12 protein-coding genes and 1 riboswitch are annotated in these 11,010 nt (G+C 67.3%); of the genes, 7 read left to right on the top strand and 5 right to left on the bottom strand.

Features of this window, described 5'->3' with window-relative positions; genetic code table 11:
• Positions 1-82 precede the first annotated feature (82 nt).
• Both AC1MCA_RS11715 and AC1MCA_RS11720 read right to left on the bottom strand, forming a co-directional pair.
• On the bottom strand, positions 83-346 hold the full coding sequence (locus tag AC1MCA_RS11715) for a DUF4235 domain-containing protein (protein WP_108598066.1): 264 nt from the start codon (positions 344-346) through the stop codon (positions 83-85).
• 134 nt (positions 347-480) lie between these two features.
• Complete coding sequence (locus AC1MCA_RS11720) at positions 481-1,026, bottom strand: heme-degrading domain-containing protein (RefSeq protein ID WP_479797246.1); 546 nt, start codon at positions 1,024-1,026, stop codon at positions 481-483.
• A 57-nt stretch (positions 1,027-1,083) separates the two neighbouring features.
• Positions 1,084-1,226: riboswitch (TPP riboswitch) on the top strand.
• A 67-nt stretch (positions 1,227-1,293) separates the two neighbouring features.
• Between AC1MCA_RS11720 and AC1MCA_RS11725 the strand changes: the two genes are divergently transcribed.
• The 3 genes from AC1MCA_RS11725 to AC1MCA_RS11735 are packed head-to-tail and all read left to right on the top strand — an operon-like array spanning position 1,294 to position 4,327.
• The gene (locus AC1MCA_RS11725) at positions 1,294-1,947 is read left to right on the top strand and encodes an ECF transporter S component (protein WP_479797250.1); all 654 of its coding nucleotides are present in this window, start codon (positions 1,294-1,296) and stop codon (positions 1,945-1,947) included.
• Entirely contained in the window at positions 1,947-3,536 is a 1,590-nt protein-coding gene (locus AC1MCA_RS11730; protein ID WP_479797253.1) for an ABC transporter ATP-binding protein, read from the top strand. Before AC1MCA_RS11725 ends, AC1MCA_RS11730 begins: the two co-directional genes overlap by 1 nt.
• Positions 3,533-4,327, top strand: coding sequence for an energy-coupling factor transporter transmembrane component T family protein (locus AC1MCA_RS11735; protein ID WP_479797258.1), 795 nt, complete (start codon positions 3,533-3,535; stop codon positions 4,325-4,327). Before AC1MCA_RS11730 ends, AC1MCA_RS11735 begins: the two co-directional genes overlap by 4 nt.
• Before the next feature lie 30 nt (positions 4,328-4,357).
• Here the strand turns inward: AC1MCA_RS11735 and AC1MCA_RS11740 are convergent, their stop codons facing one another.
• Positions 4,358-5,221, bottom strand: coding sequence for a glycoside hydrolase family 25 domain-containing protein (locus tag AC1MCA_RS11740; protein WP_479797261.1), 864 nt, complete (start codon positions 5,219-5,221; stop codon positions 4,358-4,360).
• 229 nt (positions 5,222-5,450) lie between these two features.
• Between AC1MCA_RS11740 and AC1MCA_RS11745 the strand changes: the two genes are divergently transcribed.
• Complete coding sequence (locus AC1MCA_RS11745; protein ID WP_108598382.1) at positions 5,451-6,974, top strand: UDP-N-acetylglucosamine 1-carboxyvinyltransferase; 1,524 nt, start codon at positions 5,451-5,453, stop codon at positions 6,972-6,974.
• A gap of 61 nt (positions 6,975-7,035) precedes the next feature.
• A complete protein-coding gene (locus AC1MCA_RS11750) occupies positions 7,036-8,265 on the top strand; it encodes a glutamate--cysteine ligase 2 (protein ID WP_479797266.1) in 1,230 nt (409 codons plus the stop codon).
• Here the strand turns inward: AC1MCA_RS11750 and AC1MCA_RS11755 are convergent.
• Together AC1MCA_RS11755 and AC1MCA_RS11760 are read right to left on the bottom strand one after the other, a co-directional pair.
• The gene (locus AC1MCA_RS11755; RefSeq protein WP_479797271.1) at positions 8,256-8,963 is read right to left on the bottom strand and encodes a hypothetical protein; all 708 of its coding nucleotides are present in this window, start codon (positions 8,961-8,963) and stop codon (positions 8,256-8,258) included. The genes AC1MCA_RS11750 and AC1MCA_RS11755 overlap by 10 nt on opposite strands.
• Positions 8,964-9,028: 65 nt before the next feature.
• Positions 9,029-9,652, bottom strand: a complete 624-nt coding sequence (locus AC1MCA_RS11760; RefSeq protein WP_479797274.1) for a LysE/ArgO family amino acid transporter — start codon at positions 9,650-9,652, stop codon at positions 9,029-9,031.
• Positions 9,653-9,721: 69 nt separating this feature from the next.
• On the opposite strand from AC1MCA_RS11760, the gene AC1MCA_RS11765 reads away from it, so the two are divergent.
• Together AC1MCA_RS11765 and AC1MCA_RS11770 are read left to right on the top strand one after the other, a co-directional pair.
• Entirely contained in the window at positions 9,722-10,624 is a 903-nt protein-coding gene (locus AC1MCA_RS11765) for a LysR family transcriptional regulator ArgP (RefSeq protein ID WP_479797277.1), read from the top strand.
• Positions 10,625-10,679: 55 nt separating this feature from the next.
• Entirely contained in the window at positions 10,680-10,985 is a 306-nt protein-coding gene (locus tag AC1MCA_RS11770) for a DUF1905 domain-containing protein (RefSeq protein WP_479797281.1), read from the top strand.
• Positions 10,986-11,010 lie beyond the last annotated feature (25 nt).

Consider the following 11,010-nt stretch of genomic DNA (forward strand, 5'->3'; position numbering starts at 1 on the left):
GCTGCCGGCCCGGCCGGGCTGACACATCCAGCCTGACAGCCGGCCGGACTGATTGCCGGCCGAGCTGCCGGCGGTGCTACTGCTAGACGATGTCCTGGGACTTGGCGAACCGGGTGATGGCGCGCTGGGTGCCGCGGTTGGCGAGCACCTGGATGATGGTGCTGACCGAGGCCGAGATGAGTGCAAACGTCAGGGCTGACCGCAGGGTGGTGGGAGTGTCCTCGTGCTTGCCTGTGGGCGGTTTGCGGCCGGTGGACTTCTCCCACACGGCGTTGACTACCTTGGTGCCGAGAAATCCTGCGCCGAGGCTGACTCCGGTGCCAAGCAGCTTGATGAAAAGGTTCATTCGTGTAACTCCTAGCGGGCGGAAAACGGACTGACCTTAGCCTAGCCGCATCCGCGTGCCCGGCGCCCCTCAGCTGCCAGAGCCCTCAGAGAACGGGGCCGCTCAGCTCCCTGAGCCCACAGCTGCCGGAGCCCTCAGCTCCCGGTTCGCATGGACGCCAGGATCTCCCGCAGCGCCTCCACCACAAGATCGTGGTCCTCCTGCTGGGGCAGGCCCGAAACCGTCACGGTGGCCACGGCACCCACCCCGGCGACGTAGACGGGGAAGGAACCGCCGTGGGCCGCGTACGTGGACTCGTCGTACCAGCCCTGGTCCTCGAGCCGCCCGCCACCCAGCCGGCCGCGCAGCCCGACGAGTAATGAGGGAATCTCATACCGTGCGGCGGTGCGCTGCTTCGCGCGTATCCAGTGCTCGTTGTCCGGCGTGGCTCCGTCCAGCGCCACATGGAACAGGACCTGGTCAGCCTTGGTGATGTCGATGGCGATGGTCAGCTTCCGGCTCTTCCCCAGCTCCACCAGCAGGAGCCCCAGGTTGAGGGAGTCATCCTTGGTGAAACGCGGGAACTGCAGCTCGGAGATCTCACTATCGATCCGCGCTATCAGTGCCTCGAGGGCGGCGCGGGGCTGGTCCTCGGCGGAGTCGGGATCAAAGGCTGTCACGGACGAGGAGTCAGAGGTCATGGCCCACAATCTACCGGCCCGGCGGTGTAAACTGGACCACGCCCAACAGGGCAGATTTATTTACGACAGGGGAGCGCCGCCGTCGGGCATCACTGGCATTGCCAGGGAAACCAAGGGTGGGCGCTGAGAGTGCGGACAGCCGCAGACCCTCGAACCTGATCCGGTTAGTACCGGCGCAAGGGAGTCGAGTTCTCGAAGTGTCCGGCGACGGCGGCAACGCCGCGGGCCGGGTGCACTTTCCCCTCCTGTTCCTCAGGAGGACCACATATGAGCACTGCAGCATTGAATAAGAAGACCGGCAACACCTGGCGCGTCGTGGACATTGTGGTGGCCGCGCTTATCGCGATCGCCGGCGGCGTGATTTTCTGGGCATGGTCACAGGGCGCCGGCATTGTGTCCGCGCCGATGAACGCCGTTTACCCCCCGCTGACAGGCCTGCTGGCCGGCGGCTGGATGATCCCCGCGGTGCTGGGCATGCTTATCATCCGCAAGCCGGGCGCGGCGATCTTCTGCGAAACCGTCGCCGCCACCGGCGAACTCATCATGGGCTCCCAGTACGGCGCCACGGTGCTGATCTCCGGACTCCTCCAGGGCCTGGGCGCCGAGTTGGTGTTCTTCCTGCTGGTGTACGGCAAGTTCAGGTTCGGCTCGTTCCTGCACCAGAAGTACAACCTGATCGTCGCGTTGCTGGCCGGCGCCGGCGCGGGTCTGTTCTGCGGCCTGAACGACTCCTTCCTCCCGTGGGGCTGGAACATCGCCTACGAACCCGGTGACAAGCTCGCCTACATCCTGTTCTGCACTATCTCCGGCGCCGTGATTGCGGGCGCGCTGTCCTGGATCGCCACCCGCGGCCTGGCCCGGACCGGCGTGCTCAGCTCCTTCGCCTCACGAAAGGCAGCTTCGGAGCCTGTCTTCAGCTGATGACCGCTTCCGACGCCGGCACCGCGGCACTGGTGCGCCCCGCCGCGGTGACCGCGCGCGGTTGGGGCTGGCGCCACTCCGGCAGGTCAGCCCCTGCAGTCCAGGGGCTCGACCTCGACATCGCTCCGGGCGAGCGGGTGCTCCTGCTGGGCCCTTCCGGCGCGGGCAAATCCACGCTGCTGCACGCACTGGCCGGGGTGCTGGGGGATGAAGGGGACGACGCCGATGAGACCGGTTCGCTCCTGATCGACGGCGCTGCCCCCCGCGGGCAGCGCGGACGATCCGGGCTGATGCAGCAGGACCCGGAAACCCAGGTGGTCCTCTCGCGCCTCGGCGACGACGTCGCCTTCGGCGCCGAAAACCTGGCCGTTCCGCGGGACGAGATCTGGCGGCGGGTCCATGAAGCGCTCGACGACGTCGGGCTGCGAAGTGCCGACGGCGAGGAAGGTGCCGCACGGCGTGGTGCCACGCGGCTTCCGCTGGACCACCCGACGTCGGCCCTGTCCGGCGGGCAGAAGCAGCGCTTGGCGCTCGCCGGCATTTTGGCGATGCGGCCCGGGCTGATCCTGCTCGACGAACCGACGGCCAACCTCGATCCCGCCGGGGTGCTCGAAGTCCGTGACGCCGTGGGCCGCTGCCTGGACAAGACCGGCGCAACGCTGGTGGTGGTGGAACACCGGGTGTCCGTCTGGAAGGACCTGGTGGACCGGATTGTGGTGCTGCAGCCCGGCTCGGCCAACGCTTCGGCTGTCCTGCTGGACGGTCCGCCGGACCAGGTCCTCGCCGAGGCGCGGGAGATGCTGATCGGGGCCGGTGTCTGGGTGCCGGGGTACCTCCCCGATACGCGCAGCCGCACTTCCGCCGGCTCCGGCGACCTGCTGCTCGCCGCCGAAAACCTGGCCGTCTCCCGCGGGCGTCCGCGCCGCCGGGGCTTCAGGACCATCCCGCCGGTGCCGGTCCAGGAGGGCGTGACGGCACAGGTCCGGGCCGGCCAGGCACTGACGGTGACCGGTCCCAACGGGGCCGGGAAGTCCACGTTCGCGCTGACCCTCGCAGGACTGCTCGCGCCGGTCCGCGGCAAGGTTTCCGCCGCCGTGGATCTGAGCCTGGGAGCCGGGATCGACCCCTTCAGATGGAAAGCGAACCGTCTGATTTCGCGCATCGGAACGGTCTTCCAGGAACCCGAGCACCAGTTCGTCACCGGGCGTGTGCTGGATGAGCTGATGTTCGGCCCGCGTCACCTCGGGCATGGGGAGGAACGGGTGGATGAGCTGCTCGAACGGCTCCGCCTGACGCACCTGGTGGACGCGAATCCGTACACACTGTCCGGCGGCGAGAAGCGGCGGCTCTCCGTGGCTACGGTCCTGGCAGCGCACCCCAAGGTGCTGGTACTGGACGAGCCGACCTTCGGCCAGGATGCCAACACCTGGGCGGAGCTCGCGTCCTTCCTGTCTGAACTTCTCGATGCCGGAACGGCAGTGGTCTCGGTGACGCACGATCAGGAGTTCAGCGCGGTCCTGGGCGGTACGGAACTGCACCTGGGGCCCGCCTCAATCGGCGGGGCCCGCCTGGAAGCCGGCGCCTCATGAGGGCCGAACTGAACCTGCGAGGCAACCACTCCGTCCTCACCCGGGCCAACCCGCTGGCGAAGTTCACGGCGGTCTTCCTGATCACCCTGGTGCTGGCCCTTTCCATCGACTGGGTCTCCGCCACCACGGCACTGGTGGCCGAGTTGGCGCTCTTTCCCTTGGCCGGGCTGACATTGGGCCTGTTGTGGCAGCGGGGCTGGCCGCTGATCCTCGCGGCGGCCCTGGGCGGCTGGAGCACAGCGATCGTTGCGGCGGACAGCGGCGCCGTGCTGCTCGATGCCGGGATCTGGTCCATCAGCGAAGGTTCGCTGCAGCTGGGGCTTGGTTTTATGCTCCGCGGGCTGGCGATCGCGCTTCCGGCCATCCTGCTGATGAGCTGCACTGACCCGACCGACCTCGCCGATGCGCTGGCCCAGAAGGCAAAACTGCCGCACCGCTTTGTGCTCGGCACCCTGGCGGCGATGCGGCTCGTGGGGCTCATGGCTGAGGAATGGCAGACCATCGGGATGGCGCGGCGGGCCCGGGGCGTGGGCTCGCACGGAAGTCCGCTGCAACGGTTGCGCGCAACACTGGGCCAGAGCTTCGGGCTGCTGGTCCAGGCCATCCGGCGGGCCTCCCGCCTGGCGGTCACCATGGAAGCCCGCGGTTTTGGCAGCGCGCAGAGGACCTGGGCGCGGGAATCCACCTACTCGGTCCTGGACATCTGGGTTTTACTGGGCGGCGTGCTGATTGCGGCCGCCGCCGTCGTGTCAGCTGCCGGCCTGGGGACCTGGAACTTCGTCTGGCGCTGACCGCACGACTCAGCTGATCGCGCGGGTTGGCTACTCGCACGAGTAGTCGTAATCGAAGCCCTGCGACACAAACTGGGTCAGGGCTACGTCACCGCCGGCCGTCAGCGGCGCATCTGAGCAGTTGGCTTCCGCCCCTGCTGCCGTGCGGGCGCCTGCCAGCCAGCTGGGCAGGCCGTAGAGGTTGCTGGACCCGTCGACGATCCCCACGATCAGCCCCCACTGGTACCCGGAGGAGTAGATTCCGACGTCGGCCCCGATGCTTTGATAGAACGTTGTCATGCCTTCGAGGACTGCGCGGTTGGAGTTCCTGTCGGTGGACCAGCTGTTGTCCGTTTCCACGTCCAGCCACCAGAGGTAGTCCCCGGGCCGCTCAATGCCGCGGATGTGCGCGTTGTCATAGGCCTTGGCGTAGCCGTACATATAGGCGCAGGCCGCACCCACATCCTTGGTTTCGCACGTTCCGTAGGGGTTGGCGACTGTCTGGCCGGCCGGGTAATCGTTGCTGGCGGGCCACCATGAGCCGGCAAGGCCCGGGTTGGCGGTGTTGACGTAAAGGGCAACTGATGGCTGGTCTGTCGGGTTCACACTGATGGCCTCAGCCCAGCGGAGCTGTTCGGCGAGGCAAGGGTTGGTGGCGTTGGCGAGGCCGTTGTTCACACCCACGATGCCGAAGGCCGGAGCTTTGGGGAAGGCCTTGCCGCACTGGGGCCAGGAGATGTCGTTGCCCAGGGCCTGCTCGGCGCCGTCGCCCGGTGACGGTGCGGCGCTGGCCGCCGGAGCCATTGCCAGGGCCCACGCGGCCAGCAGCAGGCAGAGCGCCGCGAGCAGCGCGGCACGGAAAGTTGCGGCCGCATGTCCCTGCATCGAGTACCCGTACCTCGAGTTTTCGTGCATCGCGGACCTCCACTGTTGCCGCCGCCGCAGGGCCTTGACGCTGGCGCAGTCCCTGGGGCTGGTATGCAGGGCGTGCGATGCCGGTATTTTCAGTCTCCACTGCCGGGTGGACAGGGTCAAGGCGTCAAAAGTTCCCGGAGATATCGCATGAGATGGATAATGTGTGATGATTCTCGCCTCTACCGGGCATTTCCGGTGCCGAATAACTCATTTGTGATATTTTTTAGCTATGACTCAGGAAGCTGCCGAACATATTGCCGCCACCCTGCGGGACGCCCGCACAGAGAAGGGCTGGACCCAGGGACAGCTGGCGGCGGCCATGGGAACCAGCCAAAGTGCTGTGGCGCGGATGGAGCAGGGCAAGCAGAATCTCAGCCTCAAAATGATCCAACGGCTCGAAACCATCTTTGGCCGCAGCATCGTCAACGTGGGCAGGCCGCAGATGACGCACCTGCGGATCGAAGGCGGCCGGACCCTTTCCGGCGCGGTGGACGTCAACAGCAGTAAGAATGCGGGCGTGGCGCTTCTCTGCGCCAGCCTGATCAACCGCGGCACCACGGTCCTGCGCCGCCTCGCCCGGATCGAAGAGGTTAACCGGATCGTCGAGGTGCTGACCAGCATCGGCGTCGAATGCACGTGGCTCAATGACACCGACCTCCAGCTGCGCCGGCCGGCCGAACTTAATCTTGCCGCCATGGACGTTGACGCCGCTCGCCGCACCCGCAGCGTGCTCATGCTCCTCGGTCCGCTGCTGGATGAATCCGCGGAGTACCTCCTGCCGTATGCCGGCGGCTGTGACCTCGGCACCCGCTCGGTGGAGCCGCACATGCAGGCGCTGCGCCAGTTCGGACTGTCGGTTGAAGCCACTGCCGGCTTCTACACCGTGCAGGCTCCGAAACCTGACACGCAGGACCGCTCGTTCGTCCTGTCCGAACGCGGCGATACGGTCACGGAGAACGCCATCATGGCGGCCGCCCACCGTGCCGGCACTACCGTCATCCGCAACGCCAGCCCCAATTACATGGTCCAGGACCTCTGCTTCTACCTCGAGATGCTGGGGGTCAGGATCGACGGCGTGGGCACCACCACCCTGAAGATCACCGGGCAGCCGTTCATCGACGCCGACATCGAGTATTTCCCGTCCGAGGACCCCATTGAGGCGATGAGCCTCATTACCGCCGGCATCGTGACCAACTCCGAAGTGACCATCCGGCGCGTGCCCATCGAGTTCATGGAGATCGAGCTGGCCACGCTGGAGCAGATGGGCCAGCAGCTGGAGGTCTCCGGGGAGTACATGGCGCGGAACGGCCGCACCCGGCTCGTCGACGTGACCACCAAGCCCTCGGAGCTGCGCGCGCCGGAAGACAAGATCCACCCCATGCCGTTCCCCGGACTGAACATCGACAACCTTCCGTTCTTTGCGGTCATCGCTGCCAATGCCCATGGCCAGACCATGATCCACGACTGGGTCTATGAGAACCGGGCCATCTACCTCACGGAGCTGAACAAGCTCGGCGGCCAGGTCCAGCTGCTGGATCCGCACCGGATCTACGTCAACGGCCCCACGAAATGGCGCGCCGCCGAGGTGGGCTGCCCGCCGGCCCTCCGCCCGGCAGCCTGCCTGCTGCTTGCCATGCTGGCCGCCCGCGGCGTCTCGGAGCTGCGCAACATCTACGTGATTGAGCGCGGCTACGAGGATCTGGCCGAGCGGCTCAACGCCATCGGCGCCAAGGTGGAGTACTTCCAGGATTAGCGCTTCGTCATGATGGGCCGTAACCCGGCGAACCGGGCGTCGGTTGAAGCACAATATAAGCATGCGAACATTCGGCGTCGAGGAAGAACTCCTGATCGTTGATCCGGAGACGGGGGAGCCGCTTGCCTTGGCGGATGCCCTGCTGTCCGGCCGCCGGCTTGCCGCTGATGATGCTCCGGAGGATCCGCAGGTCCTGGGTGCCCAGGACAAAACCGCTTACGACGACGACGAAATGGGCTTGAGTGCCGAGCTCAAGCTGGAACAGATCGAGACCCAGACACGTCCGTGCCTGGAGTACGCCGAGCTGTTGCCGCAGATCCGGGCAGGACGGCGCCTCGCGGACGAGGCCGCGCGAAAACACGGCGCGCGGGTAGCTGCGCTGGCAACGTCCCCGCTGGCGTCCACCAGCCACACCACCCCGGACGCCCGGTACGCGCGCATGCTGGAGCGCTTTGGCCTGACCGCGCAGGAGCAGCTGACCTGCGGCTTCCACGTCCACACCTTTATCGAATCACCTGAAGAGGGCGTTGCGGTCCTGGACCGGATCCGGGACAAGCTGGCCGTCCTCACCGCCCTGAGTGCCAACTCGCCGTTCTGGAACGGGGTGCCCACCGGGTTCGAAAGCTACCGCACCCAGGCCTGGAACCGGTGGCCAACCTCCGGGCCCGCCGCCATCTACGGCACCTACTCCGCCTACCGCCGCGTGGTGACGCGCCTGCTGGACAGCGGGGTGATGCTGGATGAAGGCATGCTCTACTTCGATGCCCGTCTCTCCCGGAACCATCCCACGGTGGAAGTCCGGGTGGCCGATGTCTGCCTCCGCGCGGAGGACGCCGCCCTGATCGCGGTTCTGGTGCGGGCGCTGGTGGAGTCGGCCAGCCGGGAATGGCGCGAGGGCGTCGATCCGGCGCCGGTTCCCACAGTGCTGCTCCGGATGGCGGCCTGGCAGGCGAGCAGCAGCGGGCTGCGTGGCGAACTGCTGGACTTCGGAACCTTCCGGCCAGCGCCCGCCGTCGATGTGGTGCGCTCGCTGGTGGACTATCTGGCGCCCGTCCTCGAGGAACAGGGCGAGCTTGCCCTGGCCCGGCAGGGTGTCGAGGACATTATTGCCCGGGGCACCGGCTCGGCTGAGCAGCGCCGGGCGCGGGACTCCGCCCTGGAAAAATCAGACCCCGACGACGGCGGGCTGGGCACCGTGGTGTCTTACGCCGTCGGCGTCACCATGCGCGGAACCTCCGGCGTGCCGGAGGTGGATGACGCCCCGGAACTGCTCAGGGTCCGTCAGTCCTGATTCTCGGGGGACATGCCCTCCTGCGCGGGGCCGGCCGCAGCTGACACCTCTTCGTAGCGCATCAGCTGCGCTCCGATCGCCCCTTCCACCAGGTAGAAAACAAATGGCGGGATGTCCTTCGTACCGGCCAGGATGGCACCGAAAACGGGGGCGCCCACGGCTGAGGTCAGGCCGCTCCAAGGCTTGAGCGGCGAAAGCAGCAGCCCCGCGCCCAAGGCAGCCAGCGCGCCCACATGCAGTCCCGAGTAGGTGAGGAACGGCCAGTTGGCGCCGCGCCGGTAGGCGAACTTTTCGAGGTCGGTGGCGCGGTCCGCGAGGGCCACGACAAACAAAGGGGCGCCGGCAACGAGTGCGGCCGCCGCTCCCGTGGCCAGGGTTTTCGTGGGGCCGGACCGGACGGCCTGGGCAAACCGGACGAACCCGACAGGCACGGCCATGGTGCCCGCGGCTGCAAGGAACTGGCCCAGTACCCAGGGCCCCCGGCTGCGCTGGAGCATGGCCAGCCTGGCGGCCGGGTCCCTGGTGGCGTGCACCATCCCCACGAAGGAAATTCCGATACCCCAGCAGGTGCTTGCGGCGACGATAACCGCTCCCGCCTTGCGATAGGGCCTGAGGCCTTGCGGTGTTTCTCTTCCAGTCATGGCGCGCTCCCGGGGCAGGCGGATGCGGTGGCCCAGCGGCATCGCGGTGGTGACCACGAAGCTACGCCGCACCGGGCCCCACGGTCAACAGGGAGGTTAGCGGGAGGGATGAACAGCGGGGCTCAAGCCCCCAACGCCAGACGGACCCCCAGCGCCAGCATGACAACGGCCACGAAGCCGTCCAGAATGCGCCACGAAGTCGGCCGCGCGAAGAACGGACGCAAAGCCCGGGCTCCGAAACCCAGGGCGCAGAACCACCCGAGGCTGGCCGCCATTGCACCGCCGCCGAACCACCACCGCAACTCCTCCACCTGCTGATTGGCGACGGAACCGAGGAGCAGCACGGTGTCCAGGTAGACGTGCGGGTTGAGCCAGGTCAGGGCGAGCACGGTAGTGATGGCCGGCCCCGCGCGGAGGGCGGGTTCTTTGCCGGAGGCCGTCAGCGCACCCGGACGGATGGCCCGGCGGGCCGCCAGTACGCCGTATCCCACGAGGAACGCGGCCCCGGCATAGCGCGCCACATTCACCACCACAGGACTCGCCTCCATCAACGCCCCGACGCCGGCAATCCCCGCGGCGATGAGCACCGCATCGGAGACACTGCAGACGAGTACGACGGCGGCGACGTGCTCACCGCGGATGCCCTGCCGCAGCACGAACGCGTTCTGGCTGCCGATCGCCACGATGAGGGCGAGGCTGGTGCCGAAGCCCAGGGCGACAGCAGGGACGAGAGCAGAAAATTCCATGTTTTCCAACCTACGGCGGCGTCTACAATTACACCAGCTAATGATTCTTAGCTCTATTAAGGAAAGCTAATGAAGACCTTTCAGTTGGAGCAGCTCCGGACCTTTGCGGCTGTGGTGGACGGCGGCACGTTGGAGGCGGCCGCCCGCACCCTGTACGTCACGCCGTCGGCCATCTCCCAGCGGCTCAAGGCGATGGAGGATGCGGCCGGGCAGATCCTGCTGCAGCGGACCAACCCCGCCCGGCCCACTCCGGCGGGTGAGGCGGTCCTGCGGTTCGCCCGGCAGGTCAGGCAACTGGAGTGGGATGCCCGGCAGGAACTCGGGGGCGGCGACGGCGAACAGAGCAGGCCCATCCCCCTGGTGGTGAACGCCGACTCGCTGTCCACGTGGTTCCTGCCCGCGCTGGCAAGCCTGCCCCCGGGCCTCGGCGCCTCCTTTGAGCTCCATCGCGAGGACGAACAGCATTCCACGCAGCTGCTGCGGACCGGCCTGGTGATGGCCGCGGTCACCGCCACTCCGGAAGCGGTACAGGGCTGCACCGTGGAACCGCTGGGTGCCCTGAGATACCGGGCCGTGGCCAGTCCCGGGTACATCAGCCATTGGTGGCCTGCCGGCCCGGAACTTGCCGCCGGCAGCCGGGTGCCGGTGGTGGACTTTGACCGCAAGGACCACCTGCAGGATGAATTCTTCATGGCGGTGACAGGTGCGGTCCTGGCTGCGCCGCGGCATTACGTTCCGTCCTCGGCAGAGTTCGCGCAGGCCATCCGGCTGGGACTGGGATGGGGACTGTTGCCGGAACAGCAGTGCCAGGGAGACCTTCGGAGCGGGGACCTCGTGGAGCTGGCTCCGGAGCATCCGCTTGACGTTTCCTTGTACTGGCAGCGCTGGAAAATCGACTCACCCCTGCTGAACCAGCTGTCCGCCGCGGTCCGTGAGACGGCGGCCAGGCACCTCCGCGAGCCCGGATCCTGACCGTTGCCCACGAGGAGGGGTGCGTCCGCGCAGGCGGCATGCGATACTGGCGGCCGTGACGTCGTCGTATACGTTCCGGGCCGAACTGTGGCTCCATCCCGGCGAGGCCGGGTGGCACTTCCTGACGGTGCCACCGGACGTTGCCGAGGAACTCCGGGAACAGGGAACGGCTTTCCGGAAGGCCTTCGGATCGGTCAAAGTCACGGCGGAAATCTCCGGACACACCTGGCAGACCTCGGTCTTTCCCGATAGCGCCAGCGGCTCGTTCCTGCTCCCGGTGAAGAAGACCGCCAGAGCTGCCGCCCACGTCAGCGCCGGGGATGAGGTGGAGGTCCGCCTCACCGTCCTTGGTGACGGGTAGCACGATTCGCCCTGCCCGAACCATT

The sequence above is a fragment of the Arthrobacter sp. BK1 genome, from assembly GCF_056680055.1.

Excerpts from the sequence above, each read along its gene's own strand:
- AC1MCA_RS11730 (WP_479797253.1), top strand. The coding sequence starts at position 1,947 with ATGACCGCTTCCGACGCCGGCACCGCGGCACTGGTGCGCCCCGCCGCG.
- AC1MCA_RS11720 (WP_479797246.1), bottom strand. The coding sequence starts at position 1,026 with ATGACCTCTGACTCCTCGTCCGTGACAGCCTTTGATCCCGACTCCGCC.
- AC1MCA_RS11760 (WP_479797274.1), bottom strand. The coding sequence starts at position 9,652 with ATGGAATTTTCTGCTCTCGTCCCTGCTGTCGCCCTGGGCTTCGGCACC.
- AC1MCA_RS11740 (WP_479797261.1), bottom strand. The coding sequence starts at position 5,221 with ATGCACGAAAACTCGAGGTACGGGTACTCGATGCAGGGACATGCGGCC.
- AC1MCA_RS11745 (WP_108598382.1), top strand. The coding sequence starts at position 5,451 with ATGACTCAGGAAGCTGCCGAACATATTGCCGCCACCCTGCGGGACGCC.
- AC1MCA_RS11765 (WP_479797277.1), top strand. The coding sequence starts at position 9,722 with ATGAAGACCTTTCAGTTGGAGCAGCTCCGGACCTTTGCGGCTGTGGTG.
- AC1MCA_RS11725 (WP_479797250.1), top strand. The coding sequence starts at position 1,294 with ATGAGCACTGCAGCATTGAATAAGAAGACCGGCAACACCTGGCGCGTC.
- AC1MCA_RS11750 (WP_479797266.1), top strand. The coding sequence starts at position 7,036 with ATGCGAACATTCGGCGTCGAGGAAGAACTCCTGATCGTTGATCCGGAG.
- AC1MCA_RS11715 (WP_108598066.1), bottom strand. The coding sequence starts at position 346 with ATGAACCTTTTCATCAAGCTGCTTGGCACCGGAGTCAGCCTCGGCGCA.
- AC1MCA_RS11735 (WP_479797258.1), top strand. The coding sequence starts at position 3,533 with ATGAGGGCCGAACTGAACCTGCGAGGCAACCACTCCGTCCTCACCCGG.